This is a genomic window from Bacillus sp. CH_48, from assembly GCF_038008465.1.
In the GTDB taxonomy this organism is placed as follows: domain Bacteria; phylum Bacillota; class Bacilli; order Bacillales; family Bacillaceae_G; genus Bacillus_A; species Bacillus_A thuringiensis_S.
The window spans coordinates 2,371,657-2,398,527 of the sequence record NZ_JBBOZF010000001.1; the positions used below are offsets into that span (position 1 = coordinate 2,371,657).

Below are 26,871 nucleotides of genomic sequence, written 5' to 3' on the forward strand. Positions count from 1 at the left end.
TTAGAACGAAAAGAAGGAGCGGCGCTAAAGCCCTCCTTCTTTATTTTTCTTTCTCTATAGTAATGCTAATTTCAAGCACTGTATCAAAAGATATTGTATCGACTTTAAAACGGTATAGCCGATCGTAATGTTTGTACGTCTTGTTTTCGATTACCTTTTTGAGTAGGTCTTTATTTTTTGCGATACTTTGAATGTTTTTCGTTAAAAGATGCTGGAGATCATTATGGATAGATGTAGTCATATTTTCGAGTGTAAGATTGTCTAAATCGTATTTTTCTCGATTGATAAGTTTTATTTTAATCTCTTGAATGGTTAAGAGCCGTTTATTTTCAGTGTTCAATTTTTCTTGATCTTCGAGAAGGACGTGGAGTTTTGCTTCTTGTTTTTCTATAATTTCTCTTTGTTCTGCTATTTTACTAGCTTGTTCTTCTTGAAAAACACCGTATATGTACAAAAAAATAAACCAGCTCAACACGCCTCCAACAGCAGCACCAGCTAATACTAAGTACCATCTTTTTGCTGTATTGGCACTTGGTACTCTCATACATGTTCCTGCGTTAGCCATTTAATAATAATGAGACCTGTTTGCATACCACCAGTTGCGAAAAAAATAAGGAGAATTTGTTTTACGATATCTTTCATATCTCCGCCAAAGAAACTTCTTTCAAAGCTATAAAAGGTATCGAATGTTCCGCCGATTGCTGCAACGAGTGCCCAAATTCTTAAATTTTGGGCGAATTGATTAATGTAAGTTAGAGCTGGTTTTCCGATAAGAAACGCACCAAATCCACCAATTAATGAACCGCCAAGTATAACCCCAAAGGCAATAAAATAACTAATAATAAGCAGAGAGAAAAAAGTATGTTCTCTTACATCCATCGTCATTCCCCTTTCTTCTTCATATATATGGACAAAGTATAAGAAGTATGTTTTGATTTCCGCTTTCCTCATCACCTATAATAAAAGTAGTCAAATAGGTAAAGAGAGGGTACAACAGTGAAGTTTGTGCATTTACAATGTCAAACCGTTTTTAGTTTATTAAAAAGTGCTTGTAAAATTGATGAGCTTGTAGTCAGGGCGAAAGAACTTGGTTTCTCATCGCTGGCTATTACGGATGAAAATGTTATGTATGGCGTTATTCCGTTTTATAAAGCATGTAAGAAACATGGTATACAGCCTGTTATTGGATTAACCGCTTCTATTTTTAGTGAAGAAGAAGAAAGGTCTTATCCGCTTGTATTACTTGCTGAGAATGAAATAGGCTACCAAAATTTATTAAAGATTTCTAGCAGTATTATGACAAAGTCCAAAGAAGGTATTCCTAAGAAGTGGCTTGCGCATTATGCGAAAGGATTAATTGCTATTTCACCAGGTAAAGATGGCGAAATTGAGCAATTATTACTAGAAGACAATGAGAGTCAGGCTGAAGAAGTAGCTCGAACATATCAAAATATGTTCGGCCATTTTTATATGAGTTTGCAGCATCATGCAATTCAAGATGAGTTGCTTTTACAAGAGAAGCTACCTGAATTTATTAGTAGGGTTAATATTCCAGTCGTTGCAACAAACGATGTGCGTTATATCAATCAAAGTGACGCACTTGTTCACGAATGTTTACTATCTGTTGAAAGTGGAACGAAAATGACTGATCCAGATAGGCCGAGGCTGAAAACAGATCAATATTATTTAAAATCATCGGATGAAATGGAAGCACTATTTTCCCATGCGCCGGAAGCAATCCAAAATACAATAAAAATTGCAGAGCGTTGCCAAGTAGAAATACCGTTCCATGTAAATCAACTTCCGAAGTTTCCTGTTCCGTCTAACGAAACGAGTGATATATACTTGCGTCGTGTTTGTGAAGAAGGTTTGCGGAAACGATATGGTGCGCCGAAAGAAGTGCATATAAAGCGTTTGGATCATGAATTAAATGTTATTTCTCGTATGGGATTTAGTGATTATTTCCTCATCGTATGGGATTTTATGAAGTATGCACATGAAAATCATATTTTAACAGGACCAGGTCGTGGATCGGCAGCTGGTTCACTCGTCTCATACGTATTAGAAATTACAGATATTGATCCGATTGAATACAATCTATTATTTGAAAGGTTTTTAAATCCTGAACGTGTGACGCTTCCAGATATTGATATTGATTTTCCAGACGTAAGACGTGATGAGATGATTCGCTATGTGAAAGATAAATACGGTCAGCTTCGTGTTGCGCAAATTGTAACGTTTGGTACGCTTGCAGCAAAAGCAGCAATTAGAGACATTGCCCGCGTAATGGGGCTTCCGCCACGAGATATTGATATATTTTCAAAACTTATCCCATCAAAGCTCGGTATAACGTTAAAAGATGCATATGAAGAATCACAATCACTTCGTGAGTTTATACAAGGGAATCTTCTGCATGAGCGTGTGTTTGAAATCGCAAAACGTGTAGAAGGTTTACCACGTCATACGTCTATTCATGCGGCTGGCGTTATTATGAGTCAAGAACCGTTAACAGGCAGTGTAGCAATTCAAGAAGGACATAACGATGTTTATGTTACGCAATATCCAGCTGATGCGCTAGAAGAACTTGGGTTGCTTAAGATGGACTTTTTAGGGTTACGTAATTTAACGTTACTTGAAAATATTATAAAATTTATCGCGAACAAAACAGGGAAAGAAATCGATATAAGAAACTTACCTCTTCAAGATGAAAAGACGTTCCAATTATTAGGGAGAGGGGATACAACAGGTGTATTCCAGCTTGAGTCAGGTGGTATGCGAAATGTACTTCGCGGGTTAAAACCGAATGAGTTTGAAGATATCGTAGCTGTTAACTCGTTATACAGACCGGGGCCGATGGAACAGATACCGACCTTTATTGAATCGAAACATGGAAAAAGAAAAATTGAATATTTACATCCGGATTTAAAGCCAATTTTAGAAAGAACATACGGCGTCATTGTATACCAAGAACAAATTATGCAAATTGCATCGAAGTTAGCAGGGTTTTCGCTCGGAGAAGCAGATTTACTGCGCCGTGCAGTGAGTAAAAAAAATCGTGATATTTTAGATCAGGAACGTAAGCATTTTGTCCAAGGGTGTTTGCAAAATGGTTATGATGAGACGTCTGCTGAGAAAATTTATGATTTAATTGTAAGATTTGCGAATTACGGTTTTAACCGAAGTCACGCTGTAGCTTACAGTATGATCGGATATCAGCTTGCCTATTTGAAAGCGAACTATACGCTGGAATTTATGACGGCATTATTATCAAGCGCAATTGGAAATGAAGATAAAATTGTACAGTATATACGAGAAACGAAGCGGAAAGGCTTTCACGTTTTGCCGCCGTCTCTTCAGAGAAGTGGTTACAACTTCCAAATAGAAGGGAATGCGATACGTTACAGTTTACTTTCGATCCGAAATATTGGAATGGCTACAGTGACGGCATTATTAGAAGAACGAAAGAAAAAAATGTTCGAAGATTTGTTTGAATTTTGTCTCCGTATGCCGTCAAAGTTTGTGACGGAGCGCAATTTAGAAGCTTTCGTCTGGTCCGGATGTTTTGATGATTTTGGTGTTTCGAGAACGAATTTATGGAAAAGTATTAAAGGGGCATTAGAGTACGCGAATCTCGCACGTGATTTAGGAGATGCTGTTCCAAAATCAAAATACGTACAAGGAGAAGAGCTATCTTTTATTGAACAACTAAATAAAGAGAAGGAAGCACTTGGCTTTTATTTATCAAGTTATCCGACAGCGCAGTATGTAAAGTTAGCAAAAGAATTAGAAATTCCATCTCTCGCTCAGGCGATGCGACACAAGAAAAAAGTACAAAGAGCTATTGTGTATATAACAAGTGTGAGAGTGATTCGTACGAAAAAGTTTCAAAAGATGGCATTTATTACATTCTGTGATCAAAATGATGAAATGGAAGCAGTCCTCTTCCCGGAAACGTATATACATTTCTCGGACAAGTTACAAGAAGGAGCAATTGTTTTAGTTGACGGTACGATTGAGCTAAGAAATCATAAGCTGCAATGGATTGTAAATGGTCTATATCCGCTAGAGGAAATGGATGTTTATGAAGAAAAGAAAGACGCATCTGTTTACGTGAAATTGCCGTCTCAGTATGAGAAAAAGCTTTTAAATCAGGTTACGAAAATATTGTTCGACTATTCAGGTTTTGCGAAAGTACTAATTTATTATGAAAAGGAACATAAAATGGTACAATTATCTCGGAGTTTATCGATTCATCCAAGTGAAGAATGTTTAGGAGCACTTCGTGAAATTGTCGGGGAAGAAAATGTAGTTGTGAAAATATAATGGACAATTTCCCTACACTTCGATTATTATAGTAGTAGTGTTCGTGGTCAGACCACTTGGAGAAATTGATATCAGCAAGAATAATTTGAGGAGAGTGGATAGTTTGTCAACACTTCGTGAAGAAGCACTTCACATGCATAAAGTGCATCAAGGAAAATTAGAAACTGTATCAAAAGTAAAAGTAGAAAATGCAAAAGATTTAAGTCTTGCATATTCTCCAGGGGTTGCAGAACCTTGTAAAGAAATTTATGACGATAAAAGTAAGGTATATGAATATACGATGAAGGGAAATATGGTAGCAGTTGTGACAGACGGAACAGCTGTACTTGGTCTTGGTAACATTGGACCTGAAGCATCTCTTCCAGTAATGGAAGGTAAAGCTGTATTATTCAAGAGCTTTGCTGGTGTAGATGCATTCCCGATTGCCTTAAATACAAACGATGTAGATAAAATTGTTGAAACTGTAAAATTAATGGAGCCAACTTTTGGCGGCGTTAACTTAGAAGATATCGCAGCACCAAACTGCTTCATTATTGAAGAGCGTTTGAAAAAAGAAACAAATATTCCTATCTTCCATGATGATCAACACGGAACAGCTATCGTAACAGTAGCAGGTCTTGTAAATGCACTGAAATTAGTTGGAAAGAAAATGTCTGACATTAAAGTTGTCGCAAATGGCGCAGGTGCAGCAGGTATTGCAATTATTAAACTTTTATATCGCTATGGTGTACGCGACATTATTATGTGTGACCGTAAAGGGGCAATCTATGATGGTCGTCCTACAGGTATGAATCCGGTGAAGGATGAAGTTGCAAAATATACAAATAAGAATCGTATAGAAGGTTCTTTAGCTGATGTTGTACATGGTGCGGACGTATTCATTGGTGTATCTGCAGAAGGTGCATTAACAGAAGAGATGGTTCGTACAATGAATGACGATGCGATTATTTTTGCAATGGCGAATCCGGTTCCAGAAATTATGCCAGAATTGGCAAAAGCAGCGGGCGCAGCTGTTGTTGGAACAGGTCGTTCTGACTTCCCGAACCAAGTAAATAATGTACTGGCGTTCCCTGGTATTTTCCGCGGTGCACTTGACGTACATGCGACACAAATTAACGAAGAAATGAAGATGGCAGCTGTACAGGCTATTGCTGAGCTTGTAGCAGAAGATGAGTTGAATGCAGACTATATCATTCCGGCACCATTTGACGCGCGTGTAGCGCCTCAAGTAGCGGCTTACGTTGCAAAAGCAGCAATGGAGACAGGAGTAGCTCGCCGTCAAGTAGATCCAAATGAGATCGCTGAAAAAACAAAACAATTAGCGCTGATTGGTAAAGAATAAGCGAGGAATTTCCATTGACATCATCAAATACAAAAGTATATCTCGAAATTGTAAAAAAAATCCGTTCCATTATGGAAGAGGATGGATTGGTAGCGGGGGATCGTTTGCCGTCTGAGCGTGAGTTAAGTTCACGCTTAAACGTAGGACGTTCCTCTGTAAGAGAAGCATTGCGTGCTTTAGAACTGGTAGGATTGATTGAAACGAGACGTGGTGAAGGGACATTTATTCGAAACTTTTATGATAACGGCCTTGTACAATTAATTGCTCCGTTCTTACTGCAAGATGAGAAAACAATTCGTGATTTATTACAAACGAAACGATTGCTTGAGAAAGATATGATTCGAATTGTATGTAATTTACCGAAAGAAACGTTTTCTAAAGTACTAAGTAGATTACACCAAGTACTTGAAGGAAATGAAAACTCAATCCCAACGCTTCATCAAACGTTCTTTAAAACACTTATTGAACAAGTCGATAATTATTTACTATATCGCATTTGGATGATCGTAAATGATTACGTAGCAACTCTTTCTTGTAAAGTTTCAAGAGATTCTATCGATATGTATAGAAAGCTTTATGCTACTTTGGAAGAAAAACAAGAAAATGATGCACTAAAAATTTACGATGAATTAGTAGAGAATATACAGTTTCACTCGTAATGTATAAAATTTGTCGAAATGACCATGACACGTTATGACAAACATTCTACCGCTTAGCGGTTAAAGTTAAACGTAAAGAGTGAGGTTATTAGACAGATTGAGAAGATAAGGCTAACATCAAACTTTGGTGTTAGCCCCATTTTCTTCTTACGCTAACCTTAGCTCTCAACGAAGGGGGTCAAATTGTGCTAAGAGATTTATTCGTGAAAAAGAAAAAGTACGCTGCAATACCTTCAGAACAAGTACGAAAAGATGTACCAGATGGCGTTATGACAAAATGTCCGGAATGTAAAAAAATCATGTATACGAAAGAACTTCTAAAAAATTTAAAAGTATGTGTGAATTGTGGATATCATCATCCTATGAATGCATGGGAACGTCTTGATAGTATATTGGACGAAGGGTCATTCCGTGAGTATGACAAAGAAATGGTTTCATTAAATCCACTCGAGTTTCCAGGTTATGAAGAGAAACTAGAGAGCGATCGTAAGAAGACTGAATTAAACGAAGCGGTTGTAACTGGTGAAGGAACAATTGATGACATGCTTGTTGTTGTTGCAGTAATGGATTCTCGTTTTCGAATGGGGAGCATGGGCTCTGTGGTAGGAGAAAAAATCGCCCGTGCGGTTGAAAAGGCGTACGACTTACAAGTTCCATTTATTATCTTTACTGCTTCGGGTGGTGCCCGTATGCAAGAAGGGATATTAAGTTTAATGCAAATGGCAAAAACAAGCGTAGCTTTGAAAAAGCATAGTAATGCAGGAGGATTATTTATTTCTGTTATGACTCACCCAACGACGGGCGGGGTTTCAGCGAGTTTCGCTTCACTTGGTGATTATAATCTTGCAGAACCAGGTGCACTTATCGGATTTGCTGGTAGACGTGTAATTGAACAAACGGTGCGTGAGAAACTACCGGAAGATTTCCAAACGGCAGAATTCTTACTAGATCATGGTCAATTAGATGCGGTGGTGCATCGTGATGATATGAGAGAATCGCTTCGCAAGATTTTAGAAGTTCATCAAGGAGGGGGAATGGCTGTATGGCAGAGCTAGAATTTGAAAAACCAGTTGTTGAGCTAAGAAATAAGATTCGTGAACTGAAAGACTATACGAAAAACAGCCAGATGGACTTCAGTGAGGAGATTCGTATTTTGGAAGACAAGCTAGAAAATTTAGAGGAAGATATATACGGTAATCTGAAAGTATGGGACCGTGTTCAAATTGCTCGTCATGCAGAACGACCGACAACGCTCGATTATATTGAGCACTTATTTACTGATTTTTTCGAATGTCATGGAGATCGTCTATTTGGCGATGATGCAGCGATTGTCGGCGGCATTGCGAAATATAAAGGGATGCCTGTAACTGTAATTGGGCATCAGCGCGGAAAAGATACGAAAGAAAATATTCGCCGTAACTTTGGAATGCCTCATCCAGAAGGATATCGAAAAGCATTACGCTTAATGAAGCAGGCGGAAAAGTTCAATCGTCCTATTATTTGTTTCATTGATACGAAAGGGGCTTATCCTGGTAAAGCTGCTGAAGAACGTGGTCAAAGTGAAGCTATCGCCCGCAATTTATTTGAAATGGCAGGTTTAACTGTACCTGTTATTTGTATCGTTATCGGTGAAGGTGGTAGTGGCGGTGCGCTAGGCCTTGGAGTGGGAGATTACATTCATATGCTAGAAAATTCCACTTATTCTGTTATTACACCAGAGGGTGCAGCGGCAATTCTTTGGAAAGATGCAGGAAAAGCAAAGGAAGCTGCAGAGGCAATGAAAATTACAGCAGCAGATTTGAAAGAATTAGGTGTAATTGATGAAATTATTCCAGAGGCAAAAGGTGGAGCTCACCGTAATCTTTCGAAACAGTCAGAAAATATAGATTTAATGATTAGAAAAACTTTTGAACAATTAAACGGAATTTCGAAAGATGAATTAATCGAAAAACGTTATGAAAAATATATGAAAATTGGGCAAGTTTCGTTTTCAAACGCTTCCATTGGGATAAAATAAGAAAAGCGTGCGTTCCTCTTCGCGAATGCACGTTTTTATTATGAAAAGACACATCTTCTCCATTGTGTTTTTATATTTTTTCGTGTTATTTTATTATAAGGCAAATAATCTTTATGAGGTGAGTACAAATGAAACGTATTGGTGTATTAACAAGTGGTGGAGATTCACCTGGTATGAATGCTGCCATTCGTGCAGTTGTTCGTAAAGCGATTTTCCATGATATTGAAGTATATGGTATTTACCATGGATACGCTGGATTAATTTCTGGTCACATTGAAAAATTAGAACTTGGTTCTGTTGGCGATATTATCCACCGCGGTGGTACGAAATTATATACAGCAAGATGTCCTGAGTTTAAAGACCCAGAAGTACGACTAAAAGGTATCGAGCAATTAAAGAAACATGGTATCGAAGGACTTGTTGTTATTGGTGGAGATGGTTCTTACCAAGGCGCTAAAAAATTAACTGAACAAGGATTCCCGTGTGTTGGTGTACCAGGTACAATCGACAATGATATCCCTGGAACAGACTTCACAATTGGTTTCGATACAGCTTTAAACACTGTTATTGATGCAATTGATAAAATCCGTGACACAGCTACATCTCATGAACGTACATATGTTATCGAAGTAATGGGACGTCACGCTGGTGATATCGCATTATGGGCTGGTTTAGCTGATGGTGCAGAAACAATCTTAATTCCAGAAGAAGAGTATGACATGGATGATGTTATCGCTCGTCTGAAGCGTGGTAGTGAACGTGGTAAAAAACACAGTATTATCGTTGTAGCTGAAGGTGTTGGAAGTGCAATTGACATCGGTAAGCACATTGAAGAAGCAACAAACTTTGATACTCGTGTAACTGTATTAGGTCACGTACAACGTGGTGGATCACCAAGTGCACAAGACCGTGTATTAGCAAGTCGTCTTGGCGCAAGAGCAGTTGAATTATTAATTGCTGGTAAAGGTGGACGTTGTGTAGGTATTCAAGATAACAAACTTGTTGATCATGATATTATCGAAGCGTTAGCTCAAAAGCATACAATCGATAAAGATATGTATCAATTATCTAAAGAATTATCCATCTAATTGACGTAATGTCAGATATTTGGGAACGGTTTCATAATTTTCGGAGGTGCAATATGCGTAAAACTAAAATTGTATGTACTATAGGTCCTGCTAGTGAAAGTATTGAAAAATTAGAGCAATTAATCGAAGCAGGTATGAACGTTGCTCGTTTAAACTTCTCTCATGGTAGCCATGAAGAGCACGGAGCTCGTATTAAAAACATTCGTGAAGCTTCAAAGAAAACTGGTAAAACAGTTGGTATCTTACTTGATACAAAAGGTCCAGAAATCCGTACTCACGACTTCGTAGACGGACAAGCTGAGCTTGTAACAGGTGCAGAAGTAGTTCTTTCTACTGAGCAAGTATTAGGTACTGCAGAGAAGTTCTCTGTATCTTATGCTGGTCTTTATGACGATGTAGACCCAGGTTCTCGCATTCTAATCGATGACGGTCTTATCGAACTAGAAGTAATCGAAAAAGCTGATGGAAACATCCGTACAAAAGTTCTTAACAGCGGAACTGTAAAAAATAAAAAAGGTGTTAACGTACCAAACGTAAGCATTAAGCTTCCTGGTATCACTGAAAAAGACGTAAAAGATATCATCTTCGGTATCGAGCAAAAAGTTGATTTCATCGCAGCTTCATTCGTACGTAAAGCGTCTGACGTATTAGAAATCCGTGAATTATTAGAAGAGCATGGTGCTCAATACATCCAAATCGTACCGAAAATCGAAAACCAAGAAGGTATCGACAACATCGATTCAATCTTAGAAGTTTCTGACGGTTTAATGGTAGCTCGTGGTGATATGGGTGTAGAAATTCCACCAGAAGAAGTACCATTAGTACAAAAACGTCTAATCAAAAAATGTAACGTGTTAGGTAAACCAGTTATTACTGCGACACAAATGTTAGACTCTATGCAACGTAACCCACGTCCAACTCGTGCGGAAGCAAGTGACGTAGCTAACGCAATCTTCGATGGTACAGATGCAATCATGCTTTCAGGTGAAACAGCTGCTGGTCAATATCCGGTAGAAGCAGTAACAATGATGGCTAACATTGCAGTACGTGTTGAAAAATCATTACAATACGAAGATATGTTCAAAAAACGTATTAAAGAGTTCACTCCAACAATTACAGATGCAATTAGCCAATCTGTTGCGCATACAGCACTTGCTCTTGATGTAGCTGCAATCGTAGCTCCAACAGAAAGTGGACATACTGCGAAAATGATCTCTAAATACCGTCCAAAATCTCCAATTGTAGCTGTAACATCTGACGAGCAAGTAGGACGTCGTCTTGCGCTTGTTTGGGGTGTACAAGCGTTTATGGCTGAGAAGCGCGCAGCTTCAACTGACGAAATGTTAGATACAGCAATTCAAACAGGTATGGATGCAGGTCTAATCGGACTTGGAGATACTGTAGTAATTACTGCTGGTGTTCCAGTTGCTGAAACTGGAACAACAAACTTAATGAAAATCCACGTTGTTGGTGAAGAAGTTGCTAAAGGACAAGGAATCGGTCGTAAAGCTGCAAAAGGTAAAGTAGTTGTAGCAAAAACAGCTGCTGAAGCTGTAGCGAACGTAAACGAAGGTGATATCCTTGTTACAACAAGTACTGATAAAGATATGATTCCTGCAATCGAAAAAGCTGCTGCTTTAGTTGTAGAAGAAGGTGGCTTAACAAGCCATGCGGCTGTTGTAGGCGTATCAATCGGTATTCCTGTTATCGTTGGTGTAAACGGCGTAACAGCAACTTTAAAAAATGGCCAAGAAGTAACAGTTGATGCAGCACGCGGAATTGTTTATAATGGACATGCGGAAGTGCTATAAGTAATACGGAGAGAAGGATCGGAGTCCTTCTCTTTTTTTTACACAAAACGAGATAGAATTAGTTTAAAGTGCCTAGAATTGCTTTTAAAAGCGGTTTGTTATGAGTTTTAGTATGAAAGGGTATCTATATTTCGTATGATGTATATAGGCGTTGTGAGGGTGTTAAAAGTGAGTTGTGAGAGGGGTGTAGAACTATGAAGTGGTTACTATTCTTGTTTATTTTAATACCGGCGATTGAGATTACGGTCTTAATTGGATCAAGTCATGTAATAGGTTTATGGTCTACGTTCGCTATGATTGTATTTACAGGTGTTGTAGGTGTGTATTTGGCGAAAAGACAAGGATTTAAAGTACTTGGAGAGATTCAATCTAAGTTGAATAGAGGGGAAATGCCAGGTGAGGCAGTACTAGATGGTATTTTTGTATTTGTAGGAGGTATTCTCTTGGTGCTTCCTGGGTATGTGACAGATGTGCTAGGGTTTATCTGCGTGATCCCTATTACGAGAGCTTTATTGAAGCCGCTTGTTATGAAGTGGATGGAATGGAAATTTAGAAAGAACTCTACTATTATCATTCAGAAGTAGCACTTAGATTATAACGATCTAAGTGCTATTTTTTTGTCTTGTAAGAGGAGAGGGGGTTTCTGATTGAGGCTTCGCTTTACTGCGCTATTTGTGGGGGATTTCTATCTCAAAGTTGGGTTGCTCGTAAGTGTCTGATGTGGGGGCGAATGATGAGTGGGGATGAACAAAACGTCCGCTTATTATATTTGCTATATAATTTTCGTTTGAACTCTTGTTGTGCTTCGATTAAACGTGTAATTTTTAAATGCTATTAATTTGGATGAATAAGATGGAGAGAAATGCAGCTAAATTAAAGTTTTGCTTTCATATAAAAGGTGGGGATTGTTAGTTGAAGCCTTATTCTATGTGGTTTTGTATATTTATTCATTTACATAAAAAGTAATAAATGTAAGTAATAAATATATATAAAATAGAATAAAAATGTATTTTTGATTAGAAAATGTGTTTTTTATGCAAAAAAACAAGAGGATTATCCTTTTTCTGGGTAATGCTCTTGTTACATGTGAGTAGTGTGAAAAAATAAGTGAAAGGAATAATCAGTGGGAAATTCCCACTGATTACAGCTTGTTTTTTATATGAATTAGAAACTTTTATTTTGAAGGTGAACCTTTAATATATTTCCACAAGTCATGGAAGACATTAGCTTTGTGTAATGTATTAAGTAGTACTAAGGTGACTGGACCGATGATTAATCCTAAAAAGCCAAAAAGCTTAAAGCCGACAAATAGAGCGACGAGTGTTGCTAATGGATCGAGACCGATGTTAGATGAAAGTACTTTCGGTTCCATAATTTGTCTTTGGACAATCACGACGATGTATAAAATGAGAAGACCAATGGCGAATGCGGTATCGCCAGTGAAAAATACGTATATAACCCATGGAACGAAGACTGCGCCTGTTCCTAAATATGGTAGTAAATCTACAACTCCTGTAATAATCGCAATAGTAATGGCGTATGGTACGCGTAATATTAAAAGTCCGATCAGTACAATGACGGTTGTCATAGATACGAGTGTAAGTTGTGCTTTCACAAAACCAAATAAAGCTTTTTTTAAGTCGACAAAAATAGTTTTTCCGTAGCCATGTACACGATTTGGTAGTAATTTTCTTGTTTTTTGAGCAAGACGGTGCCAATCGTAACTAATGAAGAAAGTGGCTAATAAAATGAATACAAGGACAGTTAACGTTGTTGGCAGTGCACTAATGAAATTTGTTAATCCGCTTATAATGGCGGTTAAAAGTTCTTTCATTTGTGTTGTTGCTTCTGTTCCTAAGTTTTGAATGTTTTGTGTAATTGTATAGCGCTGTGGTTCTCCAAGATGATTAAATTTAGAGATTAAATCATCGTAGAGAGGCATAATATGATTAAGTGCAAATTGCTGAGCGAATGTAACGATATCCGGAAACTTTACTGTAACAAGTTGGAGTAAGTATGTTGTGGCAGATATTGCTTCAGTCACAAGATATGTAACAAGTCCAACGATAGCTCCAAATACGAGAATTAAGCTAACGAGTACTGCTAGTGCGCGAGGAAATTGTAGTTTTTGATTAAGGAAATTGACGACAGGATTAATCAAATAAGCAAATGCAAAAGCGATAATAAAAGGATAGATAAGCCCTGACATGTATAGTAATACATAGAACCCAGCTATCGTTGCTACAATGACAAATATGAGTCGCAATATCATATATAGTAAGTTTCGGTTCAAAGATGTATACCTCCCATTCCGATTTGGATTATCCTAATTCGTTCAACTTATAACTAGCGTGCTCTGCTGATTAAAGTCTTACTTTAGCGGCAGTAAATCTCCCGCCAAAGCCCAATTGATGACGGCCAATAATCAGTGGAAGATGCCCAACTGATTAAAGTGTTACTTTATGTTATAGTGGAATGATGGATTTAGCCTGCTTTTTTCGGTATATGAATGGCTGTGAAAGCCTATTCGTGATGCTACTACTATATGGTAAAAACTTCATTTTCTCTTCTTTTTATTTTACCTGTTTCTTATTAGAAAAGAAAGAAGAGACGACTGTTTTCAAAAATGTATACATGCTTAAATTTTTTGGTGAAAGTCTCTTTTTAGAATGTATAAAAAATTGAAGGTGTTATCGATAAATAGGCATCTGTATAGCATGTATAACGATAGGTTTAAAGGTATTTTTGTTTGGAAATGAGTTCATTATTTTCAGAAAGGAAGTGTAAACATGATTAGTCAGTCAACGTTATTTTTATTCATACTACTTATTATAGGACTTATTGCTAAAAACCAATCGCTTACTGTAGCTATTGGGGTGTTATTTCTATTAAAATTTACGTTTTTAGGAGATAAGGTCTTTCCTTATTTACAAACGAAAGGAATTAACCTAGGTGTAACGGTCATTACAATAGCGGTGCTAGTACCGATTGCGACGGGGGAAATGGGTTTTAAACAACTTGGAGAAGCGGCGAAATCGTATTATGCGTGGATTGCTTTAGCTTCAGGTGTAGCAGTCGCTTTGTTAGCGAAAGGCGGCGTGCAATTGTTGACAACGGATCCTCATATTACAACTGCGCTTGTTTTTGGGACAATTATAGCGGTTGCGTTATTTAATGGGGTTGCTGTTGGTCCGTTAATTGGGGCTGGAATTGCCTATGCGGTTATGAGTATTATACAAATGTTTAAATAAGGAATTTTATAGTAATATAAAATTTTTGAATTCTTTCTGTTCACAAAAGTCAGATAATTGTTTATAATAGGATTAGAAACTTTGAAAAGTTACATAACAGCAGAGACTTTACACCAGATAAAATAAAAACAACATAAAACAATTTTATAATGATATTGTTTTATGTTGTTTTTATCATAAAACTCTTCGGAATGTATTTTCCTCACTAACTTGTTGTTTTGAGCGTGAGGATTCGGGGAGACATTCACGCTCATGCTTTCCATGTAAACCATGGACAATAAGAGGGGAACATCGCAACAAATTTGCATGATCGTGCATTTTGCTTGCCTAAAGAGTGAACGGGCGTTCATAATTCATAAGGGGAGCAAATAGATATAAGGAGCAAGGTTGGGAGAATTTTCAGGAAAAGGAGAGAATGTCATGACTGTTATTCGAGGTTTAGAAGGGGTAGTAGCAACAACATCATCTGTGAGCTCTATTATTGATGATACATTAACTTATGTTGGGTATAATATTGATGATTTAGCTGAGAATGCTACGTTTGAAGAAGTAGTGTACTTATTATGGCACCGCAAGCTTCCTAATGAAAAAGAACTAGCGGAATTTAATGAAATTGTATCTGAATACTATAAAGTTCCAGGTGAGATTTTAACATATTTGAAACAAGTAGATTTAAAAATTGCACATCCGATGTCTGTTTTACGAACTGCAATTTCCATGCTATCATTATACGATGAGAGCGCTGAAATTATGGATGAAAAGTCTAATTATTTGAAAGCGGTTAAATTACAGGCTCAAGTGGGAACTTTAGTTGCTGCTTACGCGAGAATCCGTAAAGGTTTAGATATTGTTGAGCCAAGAAAGGATTTATCATTAGCTGCAAACTTCTTGTACATGTTAAATGATCGCGAGCCAAATGAAGTTGAAATTGAAGCTTTTGATAAGGCGCTTGTACTTCATGCAGATCATGAGTTAAACGCTTCTACATTTACTGCACGTGTTTGCGTAGCTACACTTTCAGATGTATATTCTGGTATTACAGCAGCAATTGGTGCATTAAAAGGTCCTCTTCACGGTGGGGCAAATGAAAATGTAATGAAGATGTTAACTGAAATTGGCGAAGAAGAAAATGTAGAATCATATATTCATAATGCTCTTCAAAATAAAGTGAAAATCATGGGCTTTGGCCACCGTGTGTATGAGCAGGGTGATCCACGTGCAAAACACTTACGTGAAATGTCTAAGAGATTATGCGTGCTTTTAGGAGAAGACAAATGGTATAATATGTCTATCAAAATTGAAGACATTGTAACAAAAGAAAAAGGTCTTCCACCAAATGTTGATTTCTATTCAGCTTCTGTATACCATTGTTTAGGAATTGACCATGACTTATTTACACCTATTTTTGCAATTAGCCGTATGTCAGGCTGGTTAGCTCATATTCTAGAACAATATGAAAATAACCGTTTAATCCGTCCACGTGCTGATTATAATGGACCAACGCATCAAGTGTATGTTCCAATCGCACAAAGATAAGCAAAAAACACTATTTTGATAGTGAAAATACGCTTTCAAAAGTCTGATTTTTTCGGAAAGATGTAATGATTAGAATATTTTAATTTGACTAACGGTTTGAACTGAGGGGTTATTCCCTCAGTTTCATACATATGAAATTTCAAACATGGGGGTTATCACATTGACGACAGGTGAAAAAATTACTGTAACTAATGGTGTTATGAATGTACCAAACAATCCGATTATTCCATTTATTGAAGGAGATGGAATTGGTCCTGATATTTGGGCAGCTGCATCTCGCGTAATAGAAGCAGCAGTTGAAAAAGCTTATGATGGTGAGAAGAAAATCGTTTGGAAAGAAGTGCTTGCAGGGGAAAAAGCATTCAACCAAACAGGCGAGTGGTTACCAGAAGAGACTTTAAATTTAATCCGCGAATATTTAATCGCAATTAAAGGTCCACTTACAACTCCAGTTGGCGGTGGTATTCGTTCTCTAAACGTAGCACTTCGTCAAGAATTAGATCTATATGTATGTCTACGTCCAGTTCGTTATTTTGAAGGTGTTCCTTCACCTGTAAAACGTCCGGAAGATACTGATATGGTTATTTTCCGTGAAAATACAGAAGACATTTATGCTGGAATTGAATATGCACAAGGATCTCCAGAAGCAGAAAAAGTTCTTGCTTTCTTAAAAGAAGCAATGGGTGTTAATAAAATCCGCTTCCCAGAAACATCTGGTATTGGTATTAAACCAATCTCAGAAGAAGGGACAAAGCGTCTTGTTCGTGCTGCAATTCAATATGCAATTAACGAAAAACGCTCTTCTGTTACATTAGTTCATAAAGGAAACATTATGAAATTTACAGAAGGTGCTTTCAAAAACTGGGGTTACGAAGTAGCGGAACAAGAATTCGGCGACAAAGTATTTACTTGGGCTGAATATGATCGCATTGTTGAAAAAGATGGTAAAGATGCAGCGAATAAAGCGATGGCAGACGCTGAAGTGGCTGGAAAAATCATCGTAAAAGATTCTATTGCAGACATCTTCTTACAACAAATTTTAACTCGTCCACGTGAGTTCGATGTTGTTGCAACAATGAACTTAAATGGTGACTATATCTCTGATGCACTTGCTGCACAAGTAGGTGGAATTGGTATTGCACCTGGTGCAAACATTAACTATGTGACTGGACATGCTATCTTTGAAGCTACACATGGTACAGCTCCAAAATATGCAGGTTTAGATAAAGTAAACCCATCTTCAGTTCTTCTTTCAGGTGTATTATTATTAGAACACTTAGGATGGAACGAAGCTGCGAAATTAGTAACAGATTCAGTTGAGAAAACAATTGCATCAAAAGTAGTAACATATGACTTCGCTCGCCTAATGGAAGGCGCAACAGAAGTGAAATGTTCTGAGTTTGCTAATGAGCTTATTAAAAACATGGATGTAGCGATAATCAAAAACGCATAATTAAAGCGGGGGGTAAATTATGACAATCAAACGCAAGAAGGTTTCAGTCATCGGTGCAGGATTTACAGGAGCAACAACGGCATTCTTATTAGCACAAAAAGAACTTGCAGATGTTGTATTAGTGGACATTCCACAACTGGAAAATCCAACAAAAGGGAAAGCGTTAGATATGTTAGAAGCGAGCCCAGTACAAGGTTTTGATGCTAACATTATTGGAACATCTGATTACGCAGATACTGCTGATTCTGACGTTGTCGTTATTACAGCAGGTATTGCACGTAAGCCTGGTATGAGCCGTGATGACTTAGTAGCAACGAACTCTAAAATTATGAAAAGTATTACGCGCGACATTGCAAAACATTCACCAAATGCAATTATTGTTGTGTTAACAAATCCAGTTGATGCAATGACATATTCTGTATTTAAAGAAGCAGGATTCCCGAAAGAGCGTGTAATCGGCCAATCGGGCGTATTAGATACAGCTCGTTTCCGTACATTCATCGCACAAGAATTAAATCTTTCTGTAAAAGACATTACAGGATTTGTTCTTGGTGGACATGGTGACGACATGGTACCTCTTGTGCGTTATTCTTATGCAGGCGGTATTCCGTTAGAAACGTTAATTCCGAAAGAGCGTTTAGAAGCAATCGTAGAACGTACACGTAAAGGTGGCGGTGAGATTGTAGGCTTATTAGGAAACGGTAGTGCATATTACGCACCAGCAGCTTCTTTAGTTGAAATGACAGAAGCAATCTTAAAAGATCAACGCCGTGTATTACCAGCTATTGCGTACCTTGAAGGTGAGTATGGTTATAGTGACCTTTACTTAGGGGTACCAGTAATTCTAGGTGGTAACGGAATTGAAAAAATTATTGAATTAGAACTTCTTGCAGATGAAAAAGAAGCGTTAGATCGCTCTGTAGAATCTGTACGTAACGTAATGAAAGTTCTTGTTTAATAATTGAATAGTAGTGAAAAAGATTCGGGATTCCGAATCTTTTTCTACTATTTACCGAATTGTTTTTTTAAAATAATATGAAAACGCTATCATTTGTAATATCCTATAATGAAACTGTAGATTTATACTATACATTGCCCTCATCATAGTAAATTTCGGATAAGGTATCGCTTTTAGTAGGATAATAAGGTGAAAAAATCGGAGGGGGTTGTAACATGTTAAAGAAAAAAGTTCAAATTGGTCGTAAAATGGATGAAATTACAGTAGGAGAGAAATTATCTATCACTGAAAAAATTGAGGATAAAGATTTGTTATTGTACTTAGGGTTAACGAATGATGCCAATCCATTATATATTCAGCATGATTACGCATCCCAAACTCCGTATGAAAAGCCGATTGTACCAAGCATTATGCTAACGGGAATGATTACAACGGCAGTTACGAAATATTTACCGGGTCCAGGAAGTCATATTACTAGGAAGGACCTTACGTTCGTGAAGCATGTTCACCATTATGAAACGTTACAAATCCACTTTGAAGTTGTGGCTGTTTCTGAGGAGGAACATACAATTGATATGCTTGTATCTGCTCATGATGAAAAAGGAGAAACTGTTGTAAAGGGTTCATTAACAGTAACGCCACCTTATAAATCTGTTTCCATTATGGAAAAAGCATTAGATAATTTTTAAAAGATGAAAATATGAATAGCGCTAGCATACCTTGAATAAGGATGCTAGCGCTATTTTTAGTTGAAGAATCCTTCTTTGAACCCTTCAGCAAATTCTGAGCAACCCGTTTTAATCGTATCCCAGCTCGGAGCGTTGAAAGTAAGGATACATGTGACTGCTAAAGATAGAATGGGTAGTATTAGTCGCATAATAGACCTCCTGATTGTGTTAATTTATATATTAAGATTAACGATATAACTATCGGTAATTGAAGTCAATGAAAGGAGTGATTCTTTTAGGTGAGGTGGAAAAAAGAAGAAGTTATCTTTGAAACGATACGAGAAGCTGAAGTGTGGGCCGATTCGATCGCGAATGAAATGTACGGGAGATTATTTGATGGATATGAAACGCTAGATTATAAAATAGCGTATGCTCTTTCGTTTTTCCTAGCACAAAATCAAGATTTTATCCCGCATTAACGGGCAGTAAGATCCCACCTCAAAATTCAGCGAAAGCAAAGAAGTTAGGTCGGGAATCAACTGCCCGTAAAAGCCCCACTGATTAAAGTTTCACTTTATAGTTCATACGGAAGTGAGCTTTAAAGAAGAGAGAGCAATCTATAAAGTTTGGCAAAATCCTGTGTAGTTGCAGGTGAAGCGTAATTACGTCTACTTTCTCAATTCTACACAAACGATCTCCATGAATAGACAATTATATTGAGAGGGACCTTGTTTTCTAGTATGATGAGAATAACGGGGGAAATACTAGGATGAAGAAGGTTTCAAGTCTATAACTTGGAGGAAAAGAATGAACAATCGTATTTTAGTAGTTGATGATGAGGAATTTATCTTAACTTTAATTGAATTTAATTTACAACAAGCTGGGTTTGAAGTTATAACAGCGATGGATGGAGAAATGGCGCTTCAAAAAGCGACAACAGAACGCCCAGATTTAATTATATTAGATTTAATGCTTCCGAAAATGGATGGTATGGAAGTGTGTAAAGAATTACGATTGCAGCGCGTTATGACGCCGATTTTAATGTTAACGGCAAAAGATGATGAGTTTGATAAGGTGCTAGGTCTTGAACTTGGGGCAGATGATTATATGACGAAGCCATTTAGTCCAAGAGAAGTTGTTGCTCGTGTGAAGGCAATTTTGCGCCGCACGAAATTACAACAAGAAGAACAAGTTGCAGAAGCGCCAGATGAAGATAGCATTACAATTGCAGAACTTAAAATTTTACCGGAGTTTTATGAGGCTTATTTCCAAGGAAGAAAGCTTGAATTAACACCAAAAGAATTTGAACTACTTGTGTATCTCGCGAAAAATAAAAGTCGCGTGTTGACGCGTGATCAATTATTAAGTGCTGTATGGAATTACGATTTTGCTGGTGATACACGAATTGTTGATGTTCATATTAGCCATTTGCGCGATAAAATTGAACAAAATACGAAAAAACCGACGTACATTAAAACGATACGTGGTTTAGGATATAAATTAGAGGAGCCAAAAGGGAATGAATAAATTTCGTTCCAGGCTTCTTTTTACATTTGTTTCTCTTATTGTATTTATTTTAGTTGGACTAGGCTTATTGCTAGAAACTGTGTTTGAAAACTACTATATAGATCATGCTAAAGAGAGAATGGTAAAAGAGACGGAGTATGTTGCGGCGTTAGCAGAAGAGCAAGGTTTTGATAAGGTCCTAAAAAATCCATACGTATTTGAAAAGTTAGAAGAAAAAATACCAGCTTCTATCGTATTTGTGAATGAAAAAAAGAAAGTTCAATATAGAAAAGGACAAGAATTGGCATTTAGTCCAGAGACGATTCAAGAACTTTCTTCGGAAGTGGCAAAACAACGAAGTAAAGTGATTACGAAAGAGACAGATCGAAAGAATCAATTTTATCATACGGTGTTCGTTCAAGATGTAGAAGGAAAACAAGGATACATTTTGGTGAAAAGTACAATCGATCCTTTAAGAGATGTACATCAAAAAACGTGGGGATTATTAATTATCGGATTTGTCATTGCTTGTCTCGTAGTTGTATTTTTAGGTATGAAAATTACAGGGCAATATATTAGGCCGATTGAATCAGTTACGAAAGTTGCAATTGAATTGGCGAAGGGTAATTATAAAGCACGTGCATACGAAAGTCATTCGGACGAAACAGGAATGCTGAGTAAAGCAATTAATATTTTAGCTCGTAACTTACAAGAGATGACACTGGAACAAGAAATGCAGCAAGATCGTCTGCATACGTTAATTGAAAATATGGGAAGCGGAATGATTTTAATTGATAGCCGCGGATATATAAACCTTGTAAACCGCTCTTATAAGGAAACTTTTCACGTAACAGATGAAGAATATTTAGATCGCTTATATTATGAATCGTTTCATCATACAGAAATTATTGAGCTTGTAGAAGAAATCTTTATGACAGAAGTGAAAGTGCGTAAACAAATGTTATTGCCACTTGGAATTGAGCGGAAGCACTTTGAAGTATATGGAGCACCGATTATCGGGACAAACCATGAATGGAAAGGGATTGTTCTCGTATTCCATGACATAACAGAGTTAAAGAAATTAGAACAAATGAGAAAAGACTTTTTAGCGAATGTTTCTCATGAATTAAAGACACCGATTACTTCTATTAAAGGTTTTTCAGAAACACTCTTAGACGGAGCGATGGATAATAAAAAATTCTGCGAACATTTCTTGCACATTATTTTAAAAGAAAGTGAGCGCATGCAAGGGTTAATTGAAGATTTATTAGATTTGTCGAAGATCGAACAACAAGGATTTAAATTAAATATGGGAACCGTTGATATGAAGGGGCTGCTTGAAGATATTCATATGGTGCTTGATAATAAAGCAGGAGAAAAAGAAATCTCTTTACAAGTGAATGTATTAAAACGTGCCTCTGTTATTGGAGATCCAAGTCGTCTGAAACAAATCTTTATTAATTTAATTAATAACGCGATCGTATATACACCGGCTGGAGGCGTTGTTTCAGTAGAGTTAGCGGAAGATAAATATAATGCTTATATAAAAGTATCGGATACTGGAATTGGTATTAGTAAAGAGGAAATTCCGCGTATTTTTGAACGCTTTTACCGAGTGGATAAAGCGAGAAGTAGAAATACTGGTGGTACAGGCCTTGGATTATCAATTGTAAAGCATTTAGTAGAGGCGCATCAAGGTACGATTACAGTAGATAGTGAAGTTGGAGAAGGGACAACGTTTACAGTTGTTTTACCGAAATCAGCAACTGAAAAATAGGATGAAGGATGTTTACAATATATTAACAATGTCTTAATTAAATATTAATAAAGCTCTGTTAATATAATACATGAAAACCCCTTCATCCAAGGAGTAATTTTGGACGAGAATAGTTAAACTGTTCTCGTCACTTCCCTTTATGCCAATATAAGTCTGTTTTATATATGAAAGAAAAGAACCGTTATTTTTCTTCTCTCTATTAGTCATGTTAATATAGAGAGAGGAAAGGAACGGTTTTTTTCTGTGAAAAAAATCATTTCAAATTTGCATGGGGAGGTTTCTGATTTGGAAAAAAAGGTCGTATTAGTAGATGGTAATAATATCGCGTATCGTGCTTTCTTTGCACTACCGCTTTTAAATAACGACAAAGGTATACATACGAACGCAATTTACGGTTTTACAATGATGTTAATGAGAATATTAGAGGAAGAAAAACCGACGCATATGTTAGTAGCATTTGATGCGGGTAAAACGACATTCCGTCATAAAACATATAGTGAGTATAAAGGCGGACGTCAAAAGACCCCACCTGAATTATCAGAACAATTCCCGTTTATTCGTGAGATGCTTGATGCATTCAACGTACCGCGTTATGAATTGGAAAATTATGAAGCGGATGATATTATGGGAACGCTAGCAAAAGAAGCAAGCGAACAAGGAGCAAGTGTAAAAGTTATTTCAGGAGATAAAGATTTACTTCAACTTGTTTCTGATAACACGCTTGTATGTATTCCGCGAAAAGGGATTACGGAAGTAGATGAATATACGAAAGAAGCTTTATTTGAGAAATATAGCTTATCACCAAAGCAAATTATCGATATGAAAGGTTTAATGGGAGACCAATCAGATAATATTCCGGGTGTACCAGGAGTTGGTGAAAAAACTGCGATTAAATTGTTAACACAGTTTGGAACGGTTGAAGAAGTGTATGACAATCTAGATCAAGTAAGCGGGAAGAAATTAAAAGAAAAACTGGAAGCAAATAAAGACCAAGCTCTTATGAGTAAAGATCTTGCAACTATCATTACAGATGCGCCGATTACAGTGCATGTGGATGATATGGAATATAAAGGATATGAAGCAAGTGATGTCGTTCCAATGTTCGAGAGTTTAGGATTTACATCTCTTTTAAATAAATTAGGTGTTACGCCAGAAGAAACGGCTCCAGCTGAATTAGATGATATTACATTTGATATTGTGGAAGAAGTTACCGAAGAAATGCTTCAGCAAGATAGTGCGCTTATTGTTGAAGTACAAGAAGATAACTATCATAAAGCAGATATTCAAGGTTTTGGTATTCAAAATGAAAATGGTTGCTACTTTATTCAAAAGGACATTGCTCTTAAGTCAGATGCATTTAAAGACTGGCTTGCAGATGGAGAGATGAGAAAGCATACATTTGATGCGAAGCGTGCAATCGTTGCACTGAAATGGAACGGTATAGATATACAAGGGGTTGACTTTGATCTATTAATCGCTGCTTATTTACTTGATCCGGCTGATACAGATAAAGATTTCCGTACTGTAGCGAAAATGAAAGAAACGCATGCTGTGAAATCTGACGAAGAAGTTTATGGAAAAGGCGCGAAGCGTGCTGTTCCAGAGTTAAAAGTAGTAGCGGAGCATGTAGCTCGTAAAGTGCATGTATTATATGATGTAAAGCAAACATTCGTTGAAGAGTTAGAGAAGAATGAGCAATATGAACTGTTTACAGAGTTAGAATTACCACTTGCGCGTGTATTAGCTGATATGGAAGTAAAAGGTGTAAAAGTTGATACAGAGCGTCTTCGTAATATGGGAGAAGAACTTGCAGGCAGATTAAAGGAAATGGAACAGGAAATTTATAAGCTTGCGGGAACAGAATTTAATATTAATTCACCGAAGCAGCTTGGTGTTATTCTGTTTGAGAATTTAAACTTACCGGTTATTAAAAAGACGAAAACAGGTTATTCTACGTCAGCTGATGTACTAGATAAGCTTATGGATCACCATGAAATTATTCCAAACATTTTACATTATCGTCAATTAGGGAAACTAAATTCAACTTACATTGAAGGTTTACTGAAAGTTGTACATGAAGATTCATCTAAAATTCATACTCGTTTTAATCAAGTGTTAACACAAACAGGTCGATTAAGTTCGACGGATCCGAACTTGCAAAATATCCCGATTCGATTAGAAGAAGGAAGAAAGATTCGTCAGGCATTTGTTCCATCAGAAGAAGGTTGGATTATGTATGCGGCTGATTATTCACAAATCGAGCTGCGTGTATTAGCTCATATTGCAAATGATAAAGGGCTAGTTGAAGCATTCCAACATGACATGGATATTCATACGAAAACAGCTATGGATGTATTTGGCGTTGAAAAAGATGAAGTAACTTCAAATATGAGACGACAAGCGAAAGCTGTTAACTTCGGAATTGTGTATGGTATTAGTGATTATGGTCTTTCGCAAAACTTAGGGATTACAAGAAAAGCAGCAGCGGAATTTATTGAAAAGTATTTAGAAAGTTTCCCTGGTGTACAAGAATACATGGAGGACATCGTAAAAGATGCGAAACGAAAAGGATATGTGGCCACATTATTAAATCGTCGCCGTTATATTCCAGAAATTACGAGTCGTAATTTCAATTTACGTAGCTTTGCTGAGCGTACAGCGATGAATACACCAATTCAAGGTACTGCAGCAGATATTATTAAAAAAGCGATGATTATTATGGCAGATCGTTTAGAAGAAGAAGGCTTACAAGCGCGTCTTCTTCTACAAGTACACGATGAATTAATATTTGAAGCACCAAAAGAAGAAATTGAAAAATTAGAGCAGCTTGTACCTGAAGTAATGGAGCATGCAATTGAACTCGCAGTTCCGCTGAAAGTTGATTATTCTTACGGTCCAACTTGGTACGACGCAAAATAAGGAAGTGATGAAATGCCTGAATTACCAGAGGTTGAAAACGTCAGACGGACACTTGAAAATCTTGTAACAGGAAAAAAGATTGAAGATGTTATTGTTACTTATCCAAAAATAGTGAAACGACCGGATGATGCAGAAATCTTTAAAGAAATGCTAAAAGGCGAGAAGATTGAAAATATAAAGCGAAGAGGAAAGTTTTTGCTTCTATATGTAACAAATTATGTTATTGTTTCACATTTGCGTATGGAAGGTAAGTTTTTACTACATCAAGAGGATGAGCCGATTGATAAACATACGCACGTCCGTTTCTTATTTACAGATGGAACTGAATTACATTATAAAGATGTGAGAAAGTTTGGTACGATGCATCTCTTTAAGAAAGGTGAAGAGATGAATCAAATGCCTCTTGCTGACTTAGGTCCGGAGCCGTTTGATGCTGAATTGACACCGCAGTATTTACAAGAAAGATTGCAAAAGACAAATCGTAAAATAAAAGTTGTGCTATTGGACCAGCGTCTTTTAGTAGGGCTTGGAAATATATATGTTGATGAAGTTTTATTCCGTTCTCAAATTCATCCGGAACGGGAAGCTTCTTCTTTAACAGTAGAAGAAATTGAGCGGATTTATGAGGCTACCGTTACAACGTTAGGTGAAGCGGTAAAACGTGGCGGAAGTACAATTCGGACGTATATCAACTCACAAGGGCAAATTGGTTCATTCCAAGAACTCCTAAATGTATATGGAAAAAAAGGAGAGCCGTGTGTAACTTGTGGTACGATATTAGAAAAAACAGTAGTTGGCGGGCGAGGAACGCATTACTGCCCAATTTGTCAGCCTAGAATATAGAAAAGAGATAACATCGGATAGGCATTTGTCATATACATACAGCAGAGCTATGTATAAGGGAGGAGCTTACCGATGTACCTTTATTTATCTCTTATTTTATTAGCTTTTACATTAAGCTTAGATAGCTGTAGTGTAGGGCTAACATATGGGTTAAGAAGCGTAAGAATTCCACTAAAATCAATTATAATTATCGGAATCTGTTCAGCGGCTGTTATGCTTGTTTCAATGGGAATTGGACATATGATCGCGAAAATATTTTCACCTGTTATCGCAACGCGTATCGGTGGGCTTGTTCTTATTGGAATAGGGATTTGGGTGTTATATCAATTTTTTCGAAGTGAGAAAAAAGAAGAACCGAAGCAAGAGGAGAAGGTCTGGAAATTAGAGATTGCCTCGCTAGGGCTAGTAATTCAAATTTTACGGAAACCGACTGTAGCAGATTTTGATAAATCAGGCACCATTTCTGCAGGAGAAGCATTACTTCTTGGTATCGCTCTTTCTGTAGATTCATTTGGTGCCGGAATTGGTGCATCTTTATTAGGGTATGCACCCGCTATGATGGCGATATTAGTTGCAGTTATGAGTTCTTTGTTTTTGTTTATTGGAATGAAACTTGGGACGGTTTTATCGAATATGAAGTGGTTACAAAAATTTACATTCCTGCCTGGAGTATTACTCATTATTATTGGAATTTGGAAAATGTAAGTATGGGCGTGGAAC

The 26,871-nt window shown here is 37.1% G+C and carries 23 protein-coding genes; 19 read left to right on the forward strand and 4 right to left on the reverse strand.

Features of this window, described 5'->3' with window-relative positions; all coding sequences use genetic code 11:
* Positions 1-40: 40 nt before the first annotated feature.
* Together ytrI and N2V92_RS11925 are read right to left on the reverse strand one after the other, a co-directional pair.
* Complete coding sequence (gene ytrI, locus N2V92_RS11920; RefSeq protein ID WP_001265736.1) at positions 41-544, reverse strand: sporulation membrane protein YtrI; 504 nt, start codon at positions 542-544, stop codon at positions 41-43.
* A complete protein-coding gene (locus tag N2V92_RS11925) occupies positions 541-954 on the reverse strand; it encodes a YtrH family sporulation protein (protein WP_002005839.1) in 414 nt (137 codons plus the stop codon). Before N2V92_RS11925 ends, ytrI begins: the two co-directional genes overlap by 4 nt.
* Before the next feature lie 42 nt (positions 955-996).
* Between N2V92_RS11925 and dnaE the strand changes: the two genes are divergently transcribed.
* From dnaE to N2V92_RS11965, 8 genes are all read left to right on the forward strand, one after another.
* Positions 997-4,323, forward strand: coding sequence for a DNA polymerase III subunit alpha (gene dnaE / locus N2V92_RS11930; protein ID WP_000673721.1), 3,327 nt, complete (start codon positions 997-999; stop codon positions 4,321-4,323).
* A 133-nt stretch (positions 4,324-4,456) separates the two neighbouring features.
* Positions 4,457-5,665: an NAD(P)-dependent malic enzyme gene (locus tag N2V92_RS11935; protein ID WP_161635086.1), complete on the forward strand. Its 1,209-nt coding sequence runs from the start codon at positions 4,457-4,459 to the stop codon at positions 5,663-5,665.
* A gap of 14 nt (positions 5,666-5,679) precedes the next feature.
* The gene (locus N2V92_RS11940) at positions 5,680-6,324 is read left to right on the forward strand and encodes a FadR/GntR family transcriptional regulator (protein ID WP_000204445.1); all 645 of its coding nucleotides are present in this window, start codon (positions 5,680-5,682) and stop codon (positions 6,322-6,324) included.
* A 185-nt stretch (positions 6,325-6,509) separates the two neighbouring features.
* Positions 6,510-7,379, forward strand: a complete 870-nt coding sequence (gene accD, locus N2V92_RS11945; protein WP_000942858.1) for an acetyl-CoA carboxylase, carboxyltransferase subunit beta — start codon at positions 6,510-6,512, stop codon at positions 7,377-7,379.
* Positions 7,367-8,341 carry an acetyl-CoA carboxylase carboxyl transferase subunit alpha gene (gene accA / locus N2V92_RS11950; protein WP_000818789.1) on the forward strand — a complete coding sequence of 325 codons (975 nt, stop codon included), beginning with the start codon at positions 7,367-7,369 and terminating at the stop codon, positions 8,339-8,341. Before accD ends, accA begins: the two co-directional genes overlap by 13 nt.
* Positions 8,342-8,469: 128 nt before the next feature.
* Positions 8,470-9,429 carry a 6-phosphofructokinase gene (gene pfkA, locus N2V92_RS11955; protein ID WP_000821157.1) on the forward strand — a complete coding sequence of 320 codons (960 nt, stop codon included), beginning with the start codon at positions 8,470-8,472 and terminating at the stop codon, positions 9,427-9,429.
* A gap of 53 nt (positions 9,430-9,482) precedes the next feature.
* Positions 9,483-11,240 carry a pyruvate kinase gene (pyk, locus tag N2V92_RS11960; protein WP_001232667.1) on the forward strand — a complete coding sequence of 586 codons (1,758 nt, stop codon included), beginning with the start codon at positions 9,483-9,485 and terminating at the stop codon, positions 11,238-11,240.
* A 194-nt stretch (positions 11,241-11,434) separates the two neighbouring features.
* Positions 11,435-11,824 carry an FxsA family protein gene (locus N2V92_RS11965; RefSeq protein ID WP_000871631.1) on the forward strand — a complete coding sequence of 130 codons (390 nt, stop codon included), beginning with the start codon at positions 11,435-11,437 and terminating at the stop codon, positions 11,822-11,824.
* A gap of 590 nt (positions 11,825-12,414) precedes the next feature.
* Here the strand turns inward: N2V92_RS11965 and ytvI are convergent.
* Positions 12,415-13,533: a sporulation integral membrane protein YtvI gene (ytvI, locus tag N2V92_RS11970; RefSeq protein WP_001081375.1), complete on the reverse strand. Its 1,119-nt coding sequence runs from the start codon at positions 13,531-13,533 to the stop codon at positions 12,415-12,417.
* Positions 13,534-14,029: 496 nt separating this feature from the next.
* Between ytvI and N2V92_RS11975 the strand changes: the two genes are divergently transcribed.
* The 5 genes from N2V92_RS11975 (at position 14,030) to N2V92_RS11995 (ending at position 19,127) form a co-directional block, all read left to right on the forward strand.
* Complete coding sequence (locus N2V92_RS11975; RefSeq protein WP_042595939.1) at positions 14,030-14,491, forward strand: DUF441 domain-containing protein; 462 nt, start codon at positions 14,030-14,032, stop codon at positions 14,489-14,491.
* Positions 14,492-14,878: 387 nt separating this feature from the next.
* Positions 14,879-16,027: a citrate synthase gene (gene citZ / locus N2V92_RS11980; protein ID WP_000503651.1), complete on the forward strand. Its 1,149-nt coding sequence runs from the start codon at positions 14,879-14,881 to the stop codon at positions 16,025-16,027.
* A 160-nt stretch (positions 16,028-16,187) separates the two neighbouring features.
* On the forward strand, positions 16,188-17,480 hold the full coding sequence (icd, locus tag N2V92_RS11985) for an NADP-dependent isocitrate dehydrogenase (RefSeq protein ID WP_000206893.1): 1,293 nt from the start codon (positions 16,188-16,190) through the stop codon (positions 17,478-17,480).
* Positions 17,481-17,499: 19 nt separating this feature from the next.
* The gene (mdh, locus tag N2V92_RS11990) at positions 17,500-18,438 is read left to right on the forward strand and encodes a malate dehydrogenase (RefSeq protein WP_000153232.1); all 939 of its coding nucleotides are present in this window, start codon (positions 17,500-17,502) and stop codon (positions 18,436-18,438) included.
* A 215-nt stretch (positions 18,439-18,653) separates the two neighbouring features.
* Positions 18,654-19,127: a MaoC family dehydratase gene (locus tag N2V92_RS11995; RefSeq protein ID WP_000914181.1), complete on the forward strand. Its 474-nt coding sequence runs from the start codon at positions 18,654-18,656 to the stop codon at positions 19,125-19,127.
* A 56-nt stretch (positions 19,128-19,183) separates the two neighbouring features.
* On the opposite strand, the gene N2V92_RS12000 is transcribed toward N2V92_RS11995, so the two are convergent.
* The gene (locus N2V92_RS12000; RefSeq protein ID WP_001237013.1) at positions 19,184-19,315 is read right to left on the reverse strand and encodes a hypothetical protein; all 132 of its coding nucleotides are present in this window, start codon (positions 19,313-19,315) and stop codon (positions 19,184-19,186) included.
* Between the two features lie 90 nt (positions 19,316-19,405).
* Between N2V92_RS12000 and N2V92_RS12005 the strand changes: the two genes are divergently transcribed.
* The 6 genes from N2V92_RS12005 to ytaF all read left to right on the forward strand — a co-directional run bounded on the left by N2V92_RS12005 (position 19,406) and on the right by ytaF (position 26,856).
* Positions 19,406-19,585, forward strand: coding sequence for a hypothetical protein (locus N2V92_RS12005; RefSeq protein ID WP_001267360.1), 180 nt, complete (start codon positions 19,406-19,408; stop codon positions 19,583-19,585).
* A 328-nt stretch (positions 19,586-19,913) separates the two neighbouring features.
* Positions 19,914-20,633: a two-component system response regulator PhoP gene (gene phoP / locus N2V92_RS12010; RefSeq protein ID WP_001065220.1), complete on the forward strand. Its 720-nt coding sequence runs from the start codon at positions 19,914-19,916 to the stop codon at positions 20,631-20,633.
* Entirely contained in the window at positions 20,626-22,389 is a 1,764-nt protein-coding gene (gene phoR, locus N2V92_RS12015) for a sensory box histidine kinase PhoR (protein WP_001032097.1), read from the forward strand. The genes phoP and phoR overlap by 8 nt, the downstream gene beginning before the upstream one ends.
* 285 nt (positions 22,390-22,674) lie before the next feature.
* Positions 22,675-25,308: a DNA polymerase I gene (gene polA, locus N2V92_RS12020; protein ID WP_000412809.1), complete on the forward strand. Its 2,634-nt coding sequence runs from the start codon at positions 22,675-22,677 to the stop codon at positions 25,306-25,308.
* A 12-nt stretch (positions 25,309-25,320) separates the two neighbouring features.
* Positions 25,321-26,151, forward strand: a complete 831-nt coding sequence (mutM, locus tag N2V92_RS12025) for a DNA-formamidopyrimidine glycosylase (RefSeq protein ID WP_001114470.1) — start codon at positions 25,321-25,323, stop codon at positions 26,149-26,151.
* Positions 26,152-26,223: 72 nt separating this feature from the next.
* Positions 26,224-26,856 (forward strand): sporulation membrane protein YtaF, encoded by a 633-nt coding sequence (gene ytaF / locus N2V92_RS12030; protein WP_000281729.1) that lies wholly within the window; start codon positions 26,224-26,226, stop codon positions 26,854-26,856.
* Positions 26,857-26,871 lie beyond the last annotated feature (15 nt).

Coding starts and splice junctions, on each gene's coding strand:
- N2V92_RS11935 (WP_161635086.1), top strand. CDS start 4,457: ATGCATAAAGTGCATCAAGGAAAATTAGAAACTGTATCAAAAGTAAAA.
- ytrI (WP_001265736.1), bottom strand. CDS start 544: ATGAGAGTACCAAGTGCCAATACAGCAAAAAGATGGTACTTAGTATTA.
- phoR (WP_001032097.1), top strand. CDS start 20,626: ATGAATAAATTTCGTTCCAGGCTTCTTTTTACATTTGTTTCTCTTATT.
- phoP (WP_001065220.1), top strand. CDS start 19,914: ATGAACAATCGTATTTTAGTAGTTGATGATGAGGAATTTATCTTAACT.
- pyk (WP_001232667.1), top strand. CDS start 9,483: ATGCGTAAAACTAAAATTGTATGTACTATAGGTCCTGCTAGTGAAAGT.
- pfkA (WP_000821157.1), top strand. CDS start 8,470: ATGAAACGTATTGGTGTATTAACAAGTGGTGGAGATTCACCTGGTATG.
- mutM (WP_001114470.1), top strand. CDS start 25,321: ATGCCTGAATTACCAGAGGTTGAAAACGTCAGACGGACACTTGAAAAT.
- N2V92_RS12000 (WP_001237013.1), bottom strand. CDS start 19,315: ATGCGACTAATACTACCCATTCTATCTTTAGCAGTCACATGTATCCTT.
- N2V92_RS11995 (WP_000914181.1), top strand. CDS start 18,654: ATGTTAAAGAAAAAAGTTCAAATTGGTCGTAAAATGGATGAAATTACA.
- accA (WP_000818789.1), top strand. CDS start 7,367: ATGGCAGAGCTAGAATTTGAAAAACCAGTTGTTGAGCTAAGAAATAAG.
- N2V92_RS11975 (WP_042595939.1), top strand. CDS start 14,030: ATGATTAGTCAGTCAACGTTATTTTTATTCATACTACTTATTATAGGA.
- mdh (WP_000153232.1), top strand. CDS start 17,500: ATGACAATCAAACGCAAGAAGGTTTCAGTCATCGGTGCAGGATTTACA.
- N2V92_RS11965 (WP_000871631.1), top strand. CDS start 11,435: ATGAAGTGGTTACTATTCTTGTTTATTTTAATACCGGCGATTGAGATT.
- ytaF (WP_000281729.1), top strand. CDS start 26,224: ATGTACCTTTATTTATCTCTTATTTTATTAGCTTTTACATTAAGCTTA.